16 protein-coding genes are annotated in these 19,987 nt (G+C 45.1%); 8 read left to right on the top strand and 8 right to left on the bottom strand.

The features are described from left to right. Positions 1-7 precede the first annotated feature (7 nt). Complete coding sequence (locus ACQEXR_RS08165) at positions 8-625, top strand: DNA-J related domain-containing protein (RefSeq protein ID WP_427020094.1); 618 nt, start codon at positions 8-10, stop codon at positions 623-625. Between the two features lie 5 nt (positions 626-630). On the opposite strand, the gene ACQEXR_RS08160 is transcribed toward ACQEXR_RS08165, so the two are convergent. From ACQEXR_RS08160 to tesA, 5 genes are all read right to left on the bottom strand, one after another. Continuing rightward, positions 631-1,170, bottom strand: a complete 540-nt coding sequence (locus tag ACQEXR_RS08160) for a GNAT family protein (protein ID WP_331426737.1) — start codon at positions 1,168-1,170, stop codon at positions 631-633. Positions 1,171-1,229: 59 nt separating this feature from the next. Further along, complete coding sequence (locus tag ACQEXR_RS08155; RefSeq protein WP_427020093.1) at positions 1,230-2,885, bottom strand: ABC-ATPase domain-containing protein; 1,656 nt, start codon at positions 2,883-2,885, stop codon at positions 1,230-1,232. 67 nt (positions 2,886-2,952) lie between these two features. After that, a complete protein-coding gene (locus tag ACQEXR_RS08150; protein ID WP_427020092.1) occupies positions 2,953-4,875 on the bottom strand; it encodes a sensor domain-containing phosphodiesterase in 1,923 nt (640 codons plus the stop codon). A 228-nt stretch (positions 4,876-5,103) separates the two neighbouring features. After that, entirely contained in the window at positions 5,104-6,291 is a 1,188-nt protein-coding gene (gene fabV / locus ACQEXR_RS08145) for an enoyl-ACP reductase FabV (RefSeq protein WP_331416581.1), read from the bottom strand. A 76-nt stretch (positions 6,292-6,367) separates the two neighbouring features. Then, positions 6,368-6,967 (bottom strand): multifunctional acyl-CoA thioesterase I/protease I/lysophospholipase L1, encoded by a 600-nt coding sequence (tesA, locus tag ACQEXR_RS08140; protein WP_331416582.1) that lies wholly within the window; start codon positions 6,965-6,967, stop codon positions 6,368-6,370. Here tesA and ACQEXR_RS08135 point away from each other — a divergent pair. The 3 genes from ACQEXR_RS08135 to ACQEXR_RS08125 all read left to right on the top strand — a co-directional run bounded on the left by ACQEXR_RS08135 (position 6,966) and on the right by ACQEXR_RS08125 (position 11,805). Further along, positions 6,966-7,637 carry an ABC transporter ATP-binding protein gene (locus tag ACQEXR_RS08135; RefSeq protein WP_331416583.1) on the top strand — a complete coding sequence of 224 codons (672 nt, stop codon included), beginning with the start codon at positions 6,966-6,968 and terminating at the stop codon, positions 7,635-7,637. The genes tesA and ACQEXR_RS08135 overlap by 2 nt on opposite strands. 2 nt (positions 7,638-7,639) lie before the next feature. Then, positions 7,640-10,081, top strand: a complete 2,442-nt coding sequence (locus tag ACQEXR_RS08130) for an ABC transporter permease (RefSeq protein ID WP_331426743.1) — start codon at positions 7,640-7,642, stop codon at positions 10,079-10,081. A 284-nt stretch (positions 10,082-10,365) separates the two neighbouring features. After that, a complete protein-coding gene (locus ACQEXR_RS08125) occupies positions 10,366-11,805 on the top strand; it encodes an FAD-dependent oxidoreductase (protein WP_331426807.1) in 1,440 nt (479 codons plus the stop codon). Between the two features lie 22 nt (positions 11,806-11,827). On the opposite strand, the gene ACQEXR_RS08120 is transcribed toward ACQEXR_RS08125, so the two are convergent. Genes ACQEXR_RS08120 through ACQEXR_RS08110 form a run of 3 tightly spaced genes read right to left on the bottom strand, consistent with a single transcriptional unit; the run spans position 11,828 to position 14,216 of the window. After that, the gene (locus ACQEXR_RS08120; protein ID WP_331416585.1) at positions 11,828-12,760 is read right to left on the bottom strand and encodes a biotin-dependent carboxyltransferase family protein; all 933 of its coding nucleotides are present in this window, start codon (positions 12,758-12,760) and stop codon (positions 11,828-11,830) included. Further along, positions 12,757-13,464: a 5-oxoprolinase subunit B family protein gene (locus tag ACQEXR_RS08115; protein ID WP_331416586.1), complete on the bottom strand. Its 708-nt coding sequence runs from the start codon at positions 13,462-13,464 to the stop codon at positions 12,757-12,759. The genes ACQEXR_RS08120 and ACQEXR_RS08115 overlap by 4 nt, the downstream gene beginning before the upstream one ends. Continuing rightward, entirely contained in the window at positions 13,464-14,216 is a 753-nt protein-coding gene (locus tag ACQEXR_RS08110; RefSeq protein WP_331426745.1) for a 5-oxoprolinase subunit PxpA, read from the bottom strand. Before ACQEXR_RS08110 ends, ACQEXR_RS08115 begins: the two co-directional genes overlap by 1 nt. 172 nt (positions 14,217-14,388) lie before the next feature. On the opposite strand from ACQEXR_RS08110, the gene ACQEXR_RS08105 reads away from it, so the two are divergent. From ACQEXR_RS08105 to galE, 4 genes are all read left to right on the top strand, one after another. After that, the gene (locus ACQEXR_RS08105) at positions 14,389-16,422 is read left to right on the top strand and encodes a TonB-dependent receptor plug domain-containing protein (protein ID WP_331416587.1); all 2,034 of its coding nucleotides are present in this window, start codon (positions 14,389-14,391) and stop codon (positions 16,420-16,422) included. Continuing rightward, positions 16,412-16,909 (top strand): YfiR family protein, encoded by a 498-nt coding sequence (locus ACQEXR_RS08100; protein WP_331416588.1) that lies wholly within the window; start codon positions 16,412-16,414, stop codon positions 16,907-16,909. Before ACQEXR_RS08105 ends, ACQEXR_RS08100 begins: the two co-directional genes overlap by 11 nt. After that, positions 16,909-18,876 carry a diguanylate cyclase gene (locus ACQEXR_RS08095; protein ID WP_331416647.1) on the top strand — a complete coding sequence of 656 codons (1,968 nt, stop codon included), beginning with the start codon at positions 16,909-16,911 and terminating at the stop codon, positions 18,874-18,876. The genes ACQEXR_RS08100 and ACQEXR_RS08095 overlap by 1 nt, the downstream gene beginning before the upstream one ends. An 84-nt stretch (positions 18,877-18,960) precedes the next feature. Further along, positions 18,961-19,977: a UDP-glucose 4-epimerase GalE gene (galE, locus tag ACQEXR_RS08090; protein WP_331426746.1), complete on the top strand. Its 1,017-nt coding sequence runs from the start codon at positions 18,961-18,963 to the stop codon at positions 19,975-19,977. The last annotated feature ends 10 nt before the right edge of the window (positions 19,978-19,987 follow it).

Below are 19,987 nucleotides of genomic sequence, written 5' to 3'. Positions count from 1 at the left end.
AAGGCTTATGGACGATAAACAACAACTCACTGCCCAGTTTCAGCAGTATATGGAAAACCCGTTGCTTTGGCCGGTATTAGAGGTTCTAAGAAAACACCCAAGTGGCTGGAAAGTACACACTTTGGCTTCTCATTTGGGCGATCTTGGTTTTATCCCCGTACTAGACCCTTCTCCAGAAAAAGATCTATTTAAGCGTAACTTTCTTATCATGAATGCGCTCTACCAACTTCAGGAAACGCTCTATCCAGAGAAATGGCTGCAAGTTGAAGCGATGAATATTGTTCTGATGCCTGCACATCAAGTCGCAGGTCATGAAGTCGACGTAAACGACCCACTGCGTGATTATTACATCCACTGGAAGAACTATGAAGCGGAAGAGGGCGAAGTGAAACGTTTACTCAATGAGTTCTGGACGCGCTACCGTCATTCTGTTGGCAGCACCAATGGTAAAGACATGGACAGAGCGAAGGCGTTGAGTCTATTTGAACTTCATCATGATGCGAGCCAAACAGAAATTAGAAGAACATGGCGAAAACTGGCGCTCAAATGGCACCCAGATCGTGAGAAAGGAGACAGTGAACGTTTTCGAGTTCTCTGCGAAGCATGGAACGTACTACGCCATTAACGCGCTCATAAGCGGTTAAACTCTTCTTTGAGTATTGCAAGGATAGTCGTGTTCCACCAGCGTTGTTTAAAGTAGCGATTTTCAACCAGAGTCGCTTCAACCCGCATTCCAAGTCGTGAACATAGTCTGATTGCTGCTCGGTTTTCAGAGATGGTTTCCGCATAGGCTCGATGAATAGACAATTGGTCAAAGCCATATTGCAATAGGGCTCTCATTGCTTCTTCACTGGCTCCTTTTCCTTGTGTTCCACGCACCAAACCACAGCCGATGGACGCTTGTTGTTCGTTTTCGACGCGCAGAGCGGCAATGCCTAAGTAGCTACCGGTCATCTTATCGGTAATCGCCAAATGGAACTGTTGGCGCGGTTGTTGTTCAGCTTGTGTAATGAACATCTTAACCAGTTGCTCACTCTTGGTTTGTGAGCAATCTTGTTCATTGTAAAAACGTTGATACTTGGGATCTTGGCACTGTTTAACGTAGTGCTGAATGTCCTCTTGAGTAAAATCTCGTAAAATAAGATGTTCGGTTTCCAGTATAAAACTCATGATTCATGATCTAAAAAGCGCCAGTTAAGGCGCTTTATACATCAGTTACGGTTAAAACATCATTTCGATGGTTTAAATTGAGAGCTACGCATTCTATTTAGTGCTGCCATCACATCTAACGGGCGTGGTTTCGCTAGATCGCCTTGGTTTGGCATGAGCGCAGACCAATCACCATACAGCATTTCTTTAATTTCTTTCGCAGGATTATTTACCCAGCCAGGGCGCTGAGCCAGTTGGAACCATAGCCAGCCAATGGCATTGACTTCAGCGCTAGACTCTAGTTGTTCGAGCGCAGTCAGATCGGTGAACTCTTTGCCAAAGCGCAGTGAATCGATGCCTTTGGCTGCGACTCGAAATTTTCCATCGACTAAGATTTTTTGTAGAGCTGAACAGTTCAGTGCTCGTGGACGAAAGGTTTCTAACTCCGCTTCGCTTTCATTGTGACGCTCGGTTGGATGCTGAAGCACAACTTGTTTGGCTTTCGCGGTCACATCGACAGGCTGATAGTCATGCATCTGAATAACGGTATCGGCTACGTCTAGATAGTCACCTGAACCACCCATAACGATAATCGTCGATACATCCATTTGATCCCTTAGCTGACCGATGCGATCAACGAGCGGAGTAATAGGTTCATCGCCTTTACTTACCAACGCCTGCATTCGTTCATCACGAATCATAAAGTTGGTCGCTGAGGTGTCTTCATCGATGAGTAAACCACATGCGCCCGCTTCAATAGACTCTTGAAGCCATGCGGCTTGAGACGTTGAACCAGAGGCATCTTGAGTCGAGAAATCTCGAGTATCTTTGCCCATTGGCAGATGGTTAATGTAGTTAGACAGATTGAGATTGTGGACACAACGACCATCTTCAGCTCGGATCTTCATCGCTCCGTCGTTAGTGACTATGGTTTCACGACCGTCGCCAGGAATGTGATTGTAGATAGAGCGCTCAATTGCTGTTAGCAGCGTCGACTTACCGTGGAATCCACCACCGACGATCAGAGTAATGCCTTTCTTGATACCTAGGCCTGTGATCGCGCCTTGGTTTGGGGTCTCTATTGTCACCTCAAGTGATTGCGGAGCAACAAATGGGATGGCATCTTTCATTGGTAAGTCGCAGTTGCCAGCAACTCGAGGCAGTATCGAACCGTTCCCAACAAACGCGATAAGCCCTAATTTATTAAGTTGGCTACGCAAAGCATATTGGTCTTCAATGACCTCACAATGATGTTTCAAGGCTTCTAAGTCTAGTTCACGCTCAAGAGTGGCTCGACGTATGTACTTAGGCAAATGAAAAGTCAAAAGGTTATCCGCTTTTTTGCCTAACACTGAGCGTCCCTCTGCTGGCAGATTGACGCGAAAACGCAATTCTATGCCTTCATCGGTGAATAGAACTGCCGTGCTGTCGAGTACCGCTTGTCCTGTTAAACTGATACTGAGTAAAGAGTCTTGTTTGGCAAGTTGTGCGAAACTACGCGCAATAAAATCGCGCGCTGCAATCTGGTAGTGTGCAGATTTCTTCAGTAGCCAAGCGAGTCCTGTTAATGACCAAGGGCGAACGGCACGCACACGTGATGCTGAAGCGTATGGGTCACCCTGTACGTATTCAATATGGAATGTGTAGTCACCGAAGTCGTAATCGCCTTTGATTTGCTGGTACGCACGGTAGTTCTGTTTTTCAATTTTCTTTAGCTTTGCAGTTAACTGATCCATCTTGATATCGTCGGTTAGGAACACGAAAGGCGAGGATTATAGGAATCGCTCGCCTAAGAGTAAAGGACTAGTGTGGTTGTGATGAGTAACTATATTTCATCGACGAAGATATCTGATTGTAAAGATTGTTTTCGAATTCATCATAGGGCATTGGTTTACCATAAAGGTAGCCCTGACCGATATCACATCCTTCGGTGATGATAAACGCCTCGTGCTTTTCGTTTTCTATCCCCTCAACGGTAACTTGTAAGCTCAGCTTCTGTGCAATACTGATAATCGAGCGCATGATCTCTTTGTCTTGTTCACTTTCATCAAGTTGATGGACAAAGCTCTTATCGATTTTAATGGCGTCAAACGGAAATTTTTTCAGGTAATTGAATGATGCGTAGCCCGTACCAAAATCATCTAGTGACAGCGTCACTCCTAGCTTGTTTAGCGACTGCAGCGTGTTACGTGCAACGACTTCATCCGCAATCAGACCACTTTCAGTAATCTCAAGCTCTAAGTAGCGTGCAGGTAGTTCGTAGGCAGTGAGTAGATCTTCAATCTGATTGACAAATTGTGGACTTTGCAACTGCACTGCAGAAACATTGACACTGACGCGAAAGTTATCCACCTTGGCAGACCATTCTGCGGCTTTTTGAATCGCAGAACGAAGCACAAAGCTTCCCACTTCAAAGATGAGGCCGTTTTGTTCCGCTAAGTGGATTAGTGTTTCATTGGAAATATCACCGAGAATAGGGTGTCGCCAACGAAGAAGTGCTTCTGCTCCTACCCAACGATGGGTTTCCGGTGACACTTTAGGCTGGAAATAGAGAAGCAGGTCATCGTTACGAACAGCCTGAAGCAGGTAACTTTCAAGTTGGCTGATGTTTTTCTGTGTATCGGAGATGTCCTGAGAGTAAAAGCTGAATTTATGACCGGAATCTTTACAAGATTGCATCGCTTCAGAGGCGTATTTAAGTAGACTTTTAGCACACTGGCTTTCGTCTGAACTGGCGACACCAATATAGCTATGTAGGTGTAGGCTTTCCCCTTCGACAGTAAACTTTGATTGGCTGACATCGACCAACTCCTGACATAGCAGATAAATATCGCTGTCGTAGCTGTTGGTTTCAAAAATAAACACCAAGTCAGTGGAGCTTGGACGTGCGGTTATCACATTCAATGCTGAGTGTTGATGGAGTCGCTGACGAAATTCAATAAGGATGTGTTCCCAAGTTGAGTAGCCATACTTAGATTGAATACGTCGTCCGTTGGTAAAGCCGACGTGCAGTACACCGACTTTTCGGAATTGATTATCCGAGACATTTTGGATCAAACGACTTGCCTCTGACTCGAGTGCTGAACGATTCAAAAAACCTGTCCCCAAATCATGCAACTGCTGATAGCGTACTTGACGCTCGGCGGCGCGGCGCTTGTCGATCTCTTGGTTTAGAGAAAAGTTGAGTTTGACCAGATCTTGTGTTCGAGTTTGAACGCGCGATTCCAACTCGCTGTTGAGTTGTTGAAGGTGGTAGTTTTGAAAAACGGTTTTTAGTTGTGCCTCAATGGAGTCACGAAATGACATCAACAATTGTTGATAGGTTTGATTAAACGGGTTTTCAATATTATCGAGCGCGCAGATGGTTCCGAACATTTTACCGTTAGGCCAACGTAAGGGTAAGCCGCAATACGCTAGCATGCCGAATTTCATGTCAGGATTGTTTTGCCACTGGCTATCCTTGGACGCGTTAGGCACCAAAAGCAGCCGACTTTCGTTGATCACCGTTTCACAGTAAAGACCTTGGCCTAAACCCTCTTTGTCCCCAATGTGATAGGGATGGGCATTGTTATTGTTCACGCTAAACACTTCAATATGCTCTTTGTGCACGCGCATGATTAAAGCGGCTGGTACGGAAATAATCTCAGCTAAAAGGTTAACGATAACTTGCCATCCCGAGCTCATTTCATCAGGAATTACCATGTTGTCTGTATTTAACTTAGACATACAAACTCCCTGTTGTTAATTTTTTATAAGGGCAGTCCTTGCTCTCTGTTTTAAGGATAGTCGTTACGATGCACATACGGGTAAAGAAATGTTTAATAATTAAACGGTGGACGGCACAGGAGTTCAAGGATGCATGATGAAATAGACAAAAAAAAGCCCCAAGGCTCAGCTTTGGGGCAATCAATACACTTTGTCTTATTAATGAGACGTGGTTTTAAAACAATAACTTCATTTTATAAACTTATCAATATTGATGTCGGTTGAATAATCTACACCTTGCAAATCGAATCCGTTTAAATTGAGGAACTCATGCTTGAAGCCAGAGTAATCACCTAACTGCATGAAGTTGCCGCAATCCATTTCACTGATTAACTGCTTAACTTGTGATTGTGTATCCGCATCAAGTTCCCAGTCATCCATTCTAATCAGCCTTTCACCATCAACAGGGACAGGCTCAGAGCCGTAAAGTTTGCAACTAAACAGACGTAGCATTTGTTCGATACATCCCTCATGGGTGCCTTTCTCTTTCATCACTTTATACAGAGCGATAATGTATGGGCTTAGACCTGGTATAAAGACACTCGCTTTGGTCACCAACGCTTTACAGACGGTTGCGTATGCGCCGCCTTCGAAGTTCGCCATTTTCAGATTCAAGGCATGGCTGGTTTGATGCAGGTCTATTTTCGCTCGGCCTAATGTGCCATCAAGGTAGATTGGGTGAGTCAGTTCTGGGCCAATATAAGAAAAGGCGATCGTTTTACAACCATGAGCAAGCGACTCTGAATTGATCAGAGCATCGATCCATGCTTCCCAGTCTTCGCCACCCATGACCTTGCGTGTCGCTTCTGCCTCTTCTTCGCTCGCAGCTTCTAACTTTGAGTTGTACCACTTATCATTTTCAAGCAGTAGCGTAGTCCCTGACACAGGTTGACCAATAGGTTTAATAGCAGAGCGCCAGAACTGTCCTGGTTGTTCTTTTGGTCTCACGCCTGACGCAACACTGTAAATAATCAGGTCAACTTCACCTTCAAAATAGGTTTCGATCGCTTCAATGACGTCATCTTTTATCTGTTTAGAAAAAGCATCACCATGGATATTTACAGCGATTCGTCCCGCGCGTTTGGCGTGGCGTTTAAAATAGTAATTGTTGTAGAAACCCGCAGACCCTGTCCCTTGTTCAGAAGGTGCTTTTTCAAACGATACGCTAATGGTGTCAGCCTGAGCACCGAATGTCAGAGCAATTCGGGAGGCTAGGCCAAAGCCAGATGAACCACCGATGATTAAGACGCGTTGGGGCCCGTTGGTTATGAGTTGAGAAGACTTTACATATTCAATTTGGTTAAGCACGGCTTGCTCACAGCCTAATGGATGTGCGCTGCGTGCAACAACGCCATCTATTACAGGTTTTATAATCATTTTTTGTCCTTCACCTACTGAGGGTATTCGGAGAAAATTAACGTAAAGCTATGTAAACTTCATTGAGCTAGGGCAACTAGAAGTGATTAATTAACTGATTGGCAACAAAACTTGAAATCCAAGCTTGTGCCTCCGGCTTAGGGTGAAGGCCATCGTCCATCATCCACTCAGGTTTGATAATCACACCTTCAAGGAAAAAGGGCAGTAAGGGGACATCGAGCTTTGCGGCTAATGAAGGATAAACGGCTGAAAAGGCTTCAGTGTAACGCTTGCCATAGTTTGGCAGTACATGGATCTGCATAATAAGTGGTTTGGCATTTGTTTGCCTAATTAATGCCACCATTTGTGATAAGTTGTTTCCAATCAGACCCGGTGGAAAGCCACGCAGTCCATCATTGGCTCCAAGTTCTATTAGGACGTAGTCAGGTTTGTGCTGCTCTAACAGTTTAGGAAGACGTGCTAAACCATTGCCCGTTGTGTCGCCAGAAATGCTAGCATTGATTACGGTAACATGTTGATCCTTATTGGCGAGATCTTGCGTAAGAAGAGATGGCCATGCTTGCTCGATCGGCATTTGGTAGCCAGCGCTAAGGCTATCACCGAGAATCATCAGGGTTTTGCTATACGCAGGATTAATAAAAGTCAGTAAAAGTACAAAGGAAAGTAGTCGAAACATGCAAACATCCGTAATTAAAGCACACTCATTGTCTAAGATAGTCTCTACTAAACAAGAGCAATTAACAATCCTTGAAGACGTCAATCTCGACATCAAGGAAGGAGAAAGTGTCGCTATTGTAGGGACATCTGGTGCTGGAAAATCGACACTGATGACATTGCTGGCAGGTTTGGACATCCCCACCAGTGGTGAAGTGAACCTTCTAGGACAATCGTTACACACGCTTGATGATGAAGCGAGAGCGGCTATTCGCAGTGAATCGGTTGGCTTTGTGTTTCAAAGTTTTTTACTCATCCCGAGCCTTAGCGCGTTAGACAACGTCACTCTCCCTTGTTTGCTGAAAGGTGAAAGCGAAGATAAGCAAAGGGCGACGACGTTACTTGAATCTGTAGGGCTTGGAAATCGTATCCATCACTCTCCAACGCAGTTATCCGGTGGGGAGCAGCAGCGTGTAGCTTTGGCACGTGCTTTTATGATTCAGCCTAAAGTACTGTTTGCCGACGAGCCAACGGGTAATTTAGATGAACAAACGGCGAGCACGATCATTGAGCTACTGTTTGAACTGAATAAAAAGCATGGTACGACACTGGTTTTGGTGACGCATGATCAGAAACTCGCGAAACGTTGCGATAGGGTGTTGACCATGAAAGCAGGCAAGCTGGAGGCTTAGTGATGGGGAAATCAAATCACGGAGCATTTAACAGTCAGATGATACGCTGGAGCATTAGCGAGATCAGACAAGGCCAATTATGGCCAGTCTCGATTGCATTGGTGATGATCATCGCGTGTATATTTGCCCTCACCGCGCTTGCAGAGAGAATGGAACAAGTGGTGGTCAAGCAGGGTAAGCAAGCATTGACCGCAGACACAGTATTTACCTCGTCAAACCCTTTGCCTGCCACGCTCACAAAGCTCGTAGAACAAAGTGGTCTCACTGCTTCACAACAGACACGTTTTGCAACCATGGCATTTAGCGACAATGCGATGAAACTTATCACCGTTAAGTCTGTTGATAGTCGCTACCCGCTGCAAGGGGAGATGCGACTGAGTGATGACAAGCTTGAATATTCAAAAGTGGAACCTGGGCAGCTTTGGCTAGACGAACGGCTATTTGCACAGCTACAAGTTGAAATTGGTGACGCCGTCACAGTTGGCGACGCGGATTTTACCGTCAGTGGGCGAATAGTCGAGGAACCCGGACTGAGTTTTAACCCGTTTCAACAAATGCCATCTGCGTTTATTCATAGTGATGATCTAAGTAAAACAGGTGCGGTGCAAATCGGTAGCAGAGTTCGCTACAGCCTGTTCATTGACGCAAACCAGTCGGAGATTGAACAGCTCAAAGCGAACGTCACATTGACACCTAGTGACCGTTGGCGTGACCAAAATAGTGCTAGCCGAACCAATGAAGTATTTCAGAGAACGGAACAATACCTTTCCCTAACGGTGGCGATAGTGATCATCATGGCAGCGACGACATTGGTGTTAACTTGCCAGCACTACGTAGCAACGAGGAAAAGAGCCATTGCGATGCTCAAGAGTTTAGGGGCGAGCAAACGTTGGTTAACTCGCTGGTTGCTGACTCAGGTATCCATTCTTCTTATTTCTGCTATTGTACTGGGCACGTCTTTAGGCATACTGCTTGAGTTTTTGCTAAGAATACCATTGGTCGATTTATTACCTAATCCACTGCCTAGCTATGGTATCAAACCGGCAATAATAGCAATAACCACCAGTATTCTGATTGCCATTCCTGCGTTAGGAATTCCGCTGCTCAATTTGATTAACGTCAGTGCGGTAAATGTGATGCAAGCTGAGCAACATTCTCTGCAAAGCAAGCAAAGATATCTGTTACTTTTGTTCCCGCTAATCCCCATGTTAGTCGCGTATTACGATAATTTATTGGTGTGGATAGTGTTAGCCGGAATGGGCGTATTGTTCATTGTGTTAGGGCTACTGAGTGTAGTGATTACAAAATCACTCGCTAAGATGCCTTTGTCTCCTCCGCTCAAGTTAGCGTTGAGCAGAATAAATCGTTCTATGTCAGCGACAGGAATTCAGTTCGGTGCTTTAGCTCTCTCTTTGATGTTGCTGTCAACGATGTGGCTAGTACGAACCGATCTGCTATCCGATTGGAGTAGAACCATACCCAAAGATGCCCCCAACGCGTTCGCCCTTAACATTGCACCTTACGAAAAAGAGGGTTACTTGAAAGTTCTGGATGATAACGCTATTGAGCGTTCTCAGGACTATCCAATCATTCGCGGTCGCTTACTTGATATTAACGGGGTTGACGCTAAGTCGCTGGCCAATGGTCCTGAGTCGAGTGACGCGTTGAGAAGAGAGATAAACTTTACGTTTGCTGATGGCATTCCGGCTCACAATCAATTGATCACAGGTCAATGGAGTGAAACCAATGGTGTGTCCGTCGAACAGGATGTGGCCGATGAACTCAATTTATCTATTGGCGATGAGTTAGGTTTTGTCATTAATAGCCAAACCGTGACGGCAACAGTTAACTCGATTCGTTCTGTTGAGTGGCGGGATATGAAGCCTAACTTTTACTTTATCTTTACCAAAGACGTACTAGCCAACATACCGGCTACTTACTTAGTGAGTTTTCGGGTTGAAGATAGTCACAACGAATTGCTCAATGGTTTATCTCGTCAATACCCCACAGTCAGTCTGATGGATATACGAGTGATGGGCGCTAAGATTCAGCAACTGCTTGAACAGATTGTTTGGTCGATAACATTACTGGCAGCAATCGGTGTATTGTCTGGATTATTGTTGATTTTCACCTTGTTGCGTTTGAGCTTAGGGCAGCGACAGGATGAAATTCAACTTTACCGGACGCTAGGAGCGAGTAAAAAGCGTGTAGAACAAACCATTTGGGCTGAATATGGATTGATGTCTTTGATTGCGGCTTTAATCGCATCAATCGGATCAGAAGCTGTCGTTGGGGCTCTGATGGTGTACGGATTTGATCTTAAGCCCAACCTACATCTCGTGCTGTGGATTACACTGCCGTTAGGTACTTTTTTCACATTGGCGCTGGTGGTTAACAGCCTAATAAAAGGCCTACTAACCCCTATAAATAAGGCAGTTAGCTAAATCTATTCGGCCAAGTTGTTCAGTTATCCACAAAAACGGTGGATAAAGTTTGGGATAACTTGGCCTGTAGATAAGTTACAATTTGCCACAAGCCTCTATAGCAAAAGCCCGTCAACGATTTGTTATTCACAGAAGCAATTATTTCTGGTTTCACCATTTTTGAGTCAAGCACTTTTTTCATTTTTTTCGTCAAAATGTCACTAATTCACCATGCAAAAATTGTGATTTTATTCACTCGTTAATGGCAGTAAAATATCCTGAGAATGAACGAATTAGCCACATTAATGCAATCTGAATCGCAACAAATTCGCACTCCTAGCGTCGCCATTATTGGCGGCGGTATCGCAGGAGCAACGGCCGCTGTCCACATGGCGGAGTTGGGCCTAAACGTACACCTAATCGAGAAAGGATCTGGGCTGGTCGGTGGTCCGCCGATATGCCATCTCCATGCTGGTGGAAATTTGTACAGAGAGATCTCGACTGAACAATGTATCGAGCTACTAAAACAATCCATCGATACCATTCGCTTGTATCCGCAAACCGTCAATAAACGTCCAACGGTCATCGCGGTGCCATACAGTGATGGAGGCTCGCCTGAAGAGCTCTACGAGCGCCTTATTACGATTCAAGACTGCTATGCTGAACTTGTAAAACAAGACATAGCCAACAAGGTGCTTGGTGAACCCGCAGACTACTACAAGTTTTATAGTCGTGATGAAATTGAAGCCCTGGCATGCTTAGAGCAACCCCAAAATCCTACTACCATTGATGAATGGCTGATTCCTTTTGCCAAGCATGTTGATTTGGAGGTGTTAAAATTTCCGGTTGTTGCTGTTCAAGAGTATGGGTGGAGTGTTTTTCGAATTGCAGCAGCAGCGACGTTGGCTCTAGAAAAAATGCCTAACTGCCAACTTAAGGCACAAACTCAAGTGATAGGTGTTGAAGAGTCAGACCAAGGTTGGACAGTGGAGTGTATCGACAGAGAGGGAAACATTGAGTTTCTTCAGGTAGATTACTTGGTCAACGCTTGTGGTTATGAGACAGGATCAATCGATGACTTAGCGCAGAAACCACGTGAACGTCTGGTCGAGTTTAAAGCGGCCTATGTGACACATTGGCCACAATGCGAAGAACTTTGGCCTGAAGTAATTTTCCACGGACCACGTGGCACACCAAACGGAATGGCACAGCTGACACCTTATCCTGATGGTATTTTTCAATTGCATGGCATGACCAAAGACATCACATTATTTGAAGATGGTTTAGTTGCTTCTAGCGCTGATTCATCACAGCCAAGCTTACCACTGCGGTTGAAAACTAAAATCCAGAAAGGCTGGGATGAGGACGTTATTATTCAACGAAGTCGACGTGCAATAGAACATATGGCGCGATTTATCCCTGATTACTCCGTGGCTCATGAGTTCGGTACACCATTGTTTGGTGCACAGCAAATACCCGGCAAGGATGACACATTGCGTGCGGCTGATGTGACGTTTGAAGGCAAGCACTACGCGCGGGTGGAGGTGGTGAAAGGTTCATCAGCCTACGAAGCGGCGGTAAAACTCGTCCAGCAGTGGCAACTGTTTCACTACCAAGACCTGACGATTGAGCAGCTTCATCCGATCACGCTTGCTCTTAGTGAGGCAGAGATTGAGAGCAGAGCGAAAGAACTGGCGCAAGCGAGAACATATCCACAGCAACTCGCTCAATATTATGGTCAATAGCGGTTATTAGGGCCGCGTGGCCCTAATAGCCGAAGAATCGTGCCCATTGACACCACACATCCTGCAAACCCAGTAAATCACCCCGTACAAAGCGGACTTTTTGCCCAGGTTTCGCTTGCGCAAGGCGAGGCAGGTCAATCCTTGCCACACAACCGATTTTTGGATAGCCGCCGATAGTCTGCCTATCATTTAGAAGCACTATGGGTTCACCACTTGGCGGGATCTGAACTGAACCTAGTGCAATTCCTTCGCTTAAATATTCTTTTTCCGGCGCTGCAATCTTATTACCAGAGAGTCGATAACCCATGCGATTGATCAATTGGCTGACATCAAATTCAAGATTGTACAACCCATTAATAGCGTCACGTGAAAAATCACCTACCTGATAACCTTCTATTAGACGTAGTTCGATAGGCAGGTTGTAATCCGGTTTATAGCGGAACGTCATTTGTACTGGTCGACGATGGGGGACATGCGGCGCAAATTTGAGTACATCTCCAAGTGATAGTGGACAGCCTGATGCTAACCCACCCAACTGATCTCGCGTTACGGTTGCGGCACTGCCTAACTGAGGTGGAACGATGAATCCGCCTTTAATCGCTAGGTAACTGCGTAAGCCATTTTTAGGTAGTCCAAATGTAAGACGTTGACCTTTGCTCGCTTTAAACGTTGACCAGTTTTCAAGTGGTTGCTCATCCAGCCGTGCGGCAAGATCACCACCAGCGATGGCCATTTCACAGCTTGAATGAATAAGAAACTCTGCCTGACCTAAGGTTATTTCAAGTGTGGGCATGTTGACCGTGTTGCCCAGCAAATGGTTCGCCCAGCTATAGGCGTAGTCATCAACAGGCCCACCTTGTGTTATACCAAAATGCGCAAGGCCAAATCGACCAAAGTCTTGGATCAAAGTCTGTTGACCCGGTTTAATGACTTCAACGTAGCACTCGTTTATCATTGCCATCCCTCAGTTATTTGCCCGCCTAGACTAATAAATTCATCTAATTCAATGCGTTTTAAACGTACACGTGTACCGATAGTAAAAGGCAGGATAGGGTGACTATTGGGATGGTAAAGGTCGATAGGACAATTGCCTATGATGTTCCACCCTCCAGGACTATCGCTTGGATAAATCGCGGTTTGGTGGTTCGCGATACCGACGCTGCCCTTTGGTAAAGATACCCGAGGAGTGCGTTTTCGTGGCAGTTGAATAGCGGGGTCAACTTGGCTAAGAAAGGCAAATCCTGCTGAAAATCCAATCGCACCTACCGTGTACTCAGCATCGCAGTGGCGTGAAATCACGTCGTCAATGGCTATTCCTTTTTCAGTATAGAGTTCAAGGTCTGGACCCACTGAAACATCATAATAGATAGGCAGCTCTAAGATATCTGGCTGATGGTACTCCGGCATGTGATGTAACGCTTCGGTCACGAGTTTTTCCAAATAGGGGACGAACTCAAAAATTGAAATGCGGTGAGGAAGGTAGTCAATAAGGATTGAATCAAAGGAGGGAGTGACATTCATCACCCAGACCCCAAGCTGGTTGCTGAGATAATGACTGATTTCTCCAATGACCCAAGAAAGGTGGTCGTTAGGATCACTATGAAAACGGATTAAAATTGAACATTCCGCAACGGGATCAATGGACGTGTCAATGTTCATTAGCCCGACCTCTCTTGTTGGATTAACGATCTGATTTTCTCGATGATCTTGATTCCCTGTTCGTTATCACCATGCACGCAAATCGTGTCTGCATCGAGAGCAATAGAGAATCCGTCTATCGTGCGAACTTTCCCATACTGAACAATTTGTTGAACTTGATTGAGAATATCGTCTTCGCTGCTAATAACGGCGTTCGGCATACTGCGGGGCGCAAGTTGTCCATTGGCTTGATAGCGTCGATCAGAAAAAGCTTCAAATAACAGAGGCACATCATATCGATCGGCGATGTCGAGGAGTCGTTGATTATCTGTGATAGCGAGAGTCATTAAAGGTAAGTTAAAGCTAGAGACAGCATCAACCACGGCCTCAAAGATAACCATATCTTTTTGCATGTCGTTATATAGTGCCCCGTGGGGCTTTATGTAACTGAGCTCGCAGTTGTGGCTCTCACATAACCCTTTAATCGCTCCAATTTGGTAGATAAGCATCGCAGTAATTTCTTCTGCTGGCATTGGAATACTGCGTCTGCCGAACCCTTGCAGATCGGGGTAACTGGGATGCGCGCCGACCTTAACGTTATATTTGATCGCAAGTTTAATTGTATCACTCATGATCTTAGGGTCGGAGGCATGAAATCCGCATGCGATGTTCGCCATATCAATATGTGGCATGACTGATCGGTCATTACCCATTGTCCAAGAACCGAAGCTCTCACCCATATCACAATTGAGACTGATTGAACGTTTTATCATCAATGAAAGAATTCCCTAATCAAATCACCTAGTAACATGTTTCAATTGACTAAATTAAACAGTGATCGGTTTCATTTTTTAGCCAACAAACTGAAAAAACTAATTTGTTATGTGTGTAATTAAATATTGATAAGTGGAATAATATAATTTGCTAATATTGTCAGGTTCCTGAATGTATAAAAGATCACTATTCTCCATGGTTCTCCTCACAGCTTCGACGGTTGCTCATAGCGAGAGCGATCTCGATGAATTGGTATCAATGAGTTTAGAAGAGCTTTCCCTACTGCATGTAACTGTCGATTCTGCTTCGAAGTTTTCTCAAGATCTCGCTGATATTCCTGCTGCGGTTTATGTACTGAATGGAGAGCGGATTAAGCGAAGTGGCGCAAGATCGTTAGCTGACGCTCTTAATCTAGTGCCGGGGCTTAGAGTGAGTCACTATTCCGCGGCGGAGCCGATCGTATCTTCACGTGGCTTTCACAGTGGCCTATTTAATAAAATGTTGGTTCTTCAAGACGGACGTAGCCTTTATAGTCCGATATATGGTGGCGTCTATTGGGCGGATGTAGATTATCCGATGGATGACATTGACCGCATTGAAGTGCTTCGTGGGCCTGCTGGGAGTATTTGGGGAGGGAATGCGGAAAACGGTGTGATCAACATTGTGACGAAGTCAGCGACGGAAACGTTAGGCGGGCAAGTCTCCTTCAGTTATCAAAAGTATGGCAGTTATGATCTCTCGGTACGCCAGGGTTTATCGCTATCATCAGACATATATGCTCGTGCCTACTATAAGCATAAGTCTGAAGTCTACCAGCCCATCACGCCAGATACGCGCTGGAACATGCACAGTGCAGGCATTGTTGTCGAGCGGCCTCATCAGTGGATATTACGCCTAGGAGGAGAGAAAAGTAGCGTCATTCAAGATATGTTCACGGTTGACTACGCTAATGGCTTTGCCACTGGGACAAGTTATTCCAATGAAACCATCACTAGCCATTCCTATTACGCACAACTCGATACTCGCCAAACTCTCTCAGACAATACAGAAAGTAATTATCGCTTCTGGCTTCAACAAAACTACGACTCTGCTTATGATGCCCCCGGAAAATATTCAACTTTTGACGCCGAGTTCAACTTCTCGACGCAACTGACTCCGCGTCAGCAGATTATTTATGGCGGTGGTTACCGCTATATCGCTCTCGATCTAATGCATCAGTTCTCAGGCTATGATCTCAACTCAGTGGATTATTATGTACGGTTGTACAATATCGACTCTGCTGCCGACAGTATTGTAAATAGTTATATCCAGCATGAAGGACAATGGACTAACAAGCTAAAAACGGTTGTGGGTGTTAAAGCTGAGTATTTTGAACAGGGAGATAGCTTAGAACTTTCTCCGCAATTAAGAGCCATTTACGATGTTGATTTCATTAGCAGCGTATGGGCTGGAGTAGGCAGGGGTATCGTTGCTCCTTCTTATATGGATACCAACTCCATTTTCATTGCCAATCATCTGTATTGTCCAGCAGGAAGAGATTGTTCAAGTGATTTCCGTCATCTTGAATACTTCTATCAACTGACCCTGCCTTCGGCAGAGCGAGATCTAGAAACTGTCATTACCTACGATATAGGCTATCGCTTAATTACGGAGGATGTCGAGCTTGATGCGTCTGTGTTTTACAGCCATTACGACAATATCGATGGCGTCGAATATCAAGGGCGTTATCCGGGTTATGACCAAATTGACATCTACCAGTTAACTTATAGCTATGTTGTCGACTCTTATGGGGTAGAAATTGCCACTCGTTGGATGATCAACGAGTCTTTGTCCTTGTATGGTAGTTATAGTTATCTCACTCTAGATCATGATTGGCAGCCTTCGTCTACGAGTAACGGAAGTGCAGAAGGAAGCTTATCTATAGATTCTCAACATTTGGCGTCTTTGCAAATGTTATGGCAGGTCACTCAACAAATTCAGTTTGACCTTTTGCTCAAAGGGCAAGAGGTGAATTACGTGAGTAATGCCCATTTGGACAATTACCTCACGCTTGATGTGAGGTTGGCGTGGCAAGCTAACCCTAGTGCGCCGTTAGTTGAACTATTGGTACAAAACCTTGCCGAGAATCAGGGATTCTATGAAGACATAAACAGTTTCTATTTGCGTGAGGAACTCATCGCGTTGAGGCTGAGTTATGAATACTAAGCATTTTCGCTCATTCTGGCTTATTGTTATTGGACTACTACTGGGTAGTAAGCAAGCTTGTGCAGCGCCGTATAGTGAAGATCAAATTAAGGCCGTCTACCTCTATCGCATCGTGAGCTTTATTTATTGGGAAGCGGAGGAGCAGATGGATAGCATCAATATTTGTCTTCCCGACAGTGAAAAAATCCGAAGTCTACTCTCCGAGATTACCCAAGGAAAAATAGTACGAGATAAGCCTATTCGAATTACTAGCGATAATTGTAATCTTGTCTATTTATCGCAAAGAAGCAGTTTGTCGCTGCTCAACTCTTATCCCAAAAGCACGGTTACTGTCAGTGACGTTACGCGTTTTACTGAATACGGCGGCACCGTGGAGCTGGCGACTAAAGCAGGACGAATAAAACCTAAAGTTAACCTCGACAACCTTGGCAGCTATCGAATATCTTCAAATTTATTACGTGTTTCAGACGTTGAGGGGGAGCTATGATGAAATCACTCACCGATCTGTCACTCAAAAGTAAATTGATCATACCGATCATCGTGTTTACTGGACTTGTTTTCCTATTGTCTCAGGGGTATGCGTTTTACCATGCTGTGGATACACAGAGAGATAATCTAATCAACCGAGTCAGTGTGCTGGCCAAAGGTGTGGCGTATAACTTACAAGCGGCCATTCTATTTGATGACAGTTTAGCCGCGAAGGAAGTGTTGGATGCTTTCTCTGCGGATGAAGAAGTGGCGAGGGTTAAACTCTACACTCCTGACGGTCAATTGTTCGCTATGTATGAGAGAGAGGGTCCTGTAGCACCAGTTCCGACAGAAGGACAACGGAATGAGATCAACCGACAAGGGTATTCGATCGGTAAGGATCATATTTTCTTGCTGGTTCCTGTCGAGCTAGAACAAGAAGTGATTGCCAAACTGAGGGTGATTATATCGAAATCCTCCTTCCAAGAACTCTATGATCGCGCGTTGTTCGATAGTCTGATGTTCTTGCTCTTGATGGTGTTAGCTGGCGTTGTATTGTACATGACCGTGCAGAAATACATTGTCGAACCAGTCTACCAGTTAAATATCGGTATGCGTTCGTTTATCGACAGAAAGCAAAATACTCTAAATGTACACCCGACGGCTAATGACGAAATTGGTGCGCTGGTTCGTGCCTTTAACACCATGCTGGATAGATTGAAGCAAAGAGACCAACAAGTTGAATACACATTAGATAGGTTGGAAGAAGAGAAATCGTTCGCCAATGAAGTGGTCGAGGCGGTAAAACATGCGCTCATGGTGGTCAATTCAACCGGTGAAATTATTCATTTTAATGCTTCCGCTTGCCAAGTGTTCCGTTGTACGAGCGCGTTTCTTAAAGGTGCGAATATTCTCGACTTTATTGGTGGGCGAAACTCGGAGAGCATTAAGCAGGCACTCAAACAGCAGCATGAATTTATCGACCAACAGTTTTGGGTAACGGATGTGTTTGAACAGCGTCAGTTACTTCAAGTCAGTTGCGCCAAACTGACCAAGTTAGGTCAGCTTCTGTTTGCGATTCAGGACGTTACGGAGGTTGAACTAGCGCTACAAAGGCAGCGACTAGCTGCTGGCGTGTTTGAACACAGTCAGGACGCGTTGATAGTCACTGATGAAAATGACGTTATTACCATGGTCAACCCTGCATTGACATTGTTGCTTGGCTACCCTCAAGAGTCATTATTGGGAAAAAACACCGATGACATCTTCGAATGGCAGCAATTCCGCTCGCTTATGCCAACAATCAAAGAGGCGGTGATAAGTTATGGGCAATGGCAAGGTGAGGTATGGGAAAAACACATCTACGGACATCAAGTTCCTATGTTTGTAAAGGTTTCGCGTATCGTAAACAATGACGACGAGAATGCATTTGACTATGTCTATATTTTAACCGATTTGTCGAACCTTAAGGAGATGGAAAGGCTAGAACATCTGGCGCACCATGATTCCCTTACCGGTCTAGCGAATCGAGCCAAGCTTTATCGGGTACTGACGGAAGTACTCAAAAGTGAACAAGAAAACAGAACTGGTCTCGCGTTACTCTATCTCGATTTGGATGGGTTCAAAGGTGTGAATGACACCTATGGCCACGACGCGGGGGATGAGGTGCTTAAACAGGTATCAGAACGCCTTTTGTCACAGGTGAGAACCAATGACTTAGTCGCAAGGCTTTCCGGTGATGAATTTGTGGTGTTAATCAACAATACGACCAAGCAATCTATATCTTTATTAGCCGAGCGTCTAATTGCATTGATCCATAAAGACATTGTTTACAAAGGCCGTGTTTTGAACGTAGGTGCTAGTATTGGCGTACACTTTGTAGAGGACTACGACGAGAGTATGGACGAAATGCTTAAAGCAGCGGACATGGCAATGTACCAAGCCAAGGCGAGTGGAAAAGGTCGATTTGTCATCAATCAGGATTGATTGTTCTGCTAAGTGTATCCCTATCCTGTATTTTACCCCGACTTTTGGTTAATATTTGCCTTAATAATTCAGAAGGTTAGTGATATGAATATTTTGGTTACCGGCGGCATGGGTTACATTGGCAGCCACACCTGTATACAGATGATTGAAGCGGGTATGACGCCAGTCATCTTTGACAATTTGTACAACAGCAAAGCATCTGTACTGGATCGTATCCAAGATGTAACGGGCGTTCGACCGATGTTTATCGAGGGCGATATCCGCGATAAGGCGCTGCTCGTTGATGTGCTAAAGAGTAATGACATTCAGGCGGTTATTCATTTTGCTGGGCTTAAAGCGGTCGGTGAGTCGGTCGCGATGCCGCTGGAATACTATGACAATAACGTCAATGGCAGCCTGGTCTTGGTTGCCGCGATGCGCGAGGCCAATGTGAAAACACTCGTTTTTTCGTCTTCTGCAACTGTGTATGGCGATCCGGCGAGTGTGCCAATTACTGAAGACTTCCCGACTAGTGCGACGAACCCTTATGGTCGTAGTAAATTGATGGTTGAAGAGTGTCTATCCGATTTTCAAAAAGCAAACCCTGAGTGGAGTATTACGCTTTTGCGCTACTTCAATCCTGTTGGCTCACATCCATCAGGTGAACTCGGTGAAGATCCGCAAGGCATTCCAAACAACCTTATGCCGTTCGTCTCTCAAGTCGCTGTTGGTCGTCGAGAATTCTTGTCTGTATTTGGCAATGATTATCCAACCAAAGATGGTACGGGTGTTCGAGATTACATTCATGTGATGGATCTATCAGATGGTCACGTTGCCGCGTTAGACAAGGTCGGTCAAAAATCGGGTCTACATATCTATAACTTGGGGACAGGCAATGGCTACAGTGTTATTGAAATGGTAAAAGCTTTTGAACTTGCCTCTGGTAAAAATGTGCCTTACCAGATTGTCGCGCGTCGCCCCGGTGATATTGCAGAGTGTTGGGCCGATCCAAGTAAAGCCATCAAAGAGCTTGGTTGGCAGGCGAAGCGAACTCTTGAAGAAATGACGAGTGACACATGGCGATGGCAGTCGAACAATCCACAGGGTTACCCAAATAAATAGCAAAAAAAAC

It is taken from the genome of Vibrio sp. TRT 2004 (genome assembly GCF_050113735.1).
Lineage (GTDB): Bacteria > Pseudomonadota > Gammaproteobacteria > Enterobacterales > Vibrionaceae > Vibrio.
This window is presented reverse-complemented; position numbering and strand designations above follow the sequence as displayed.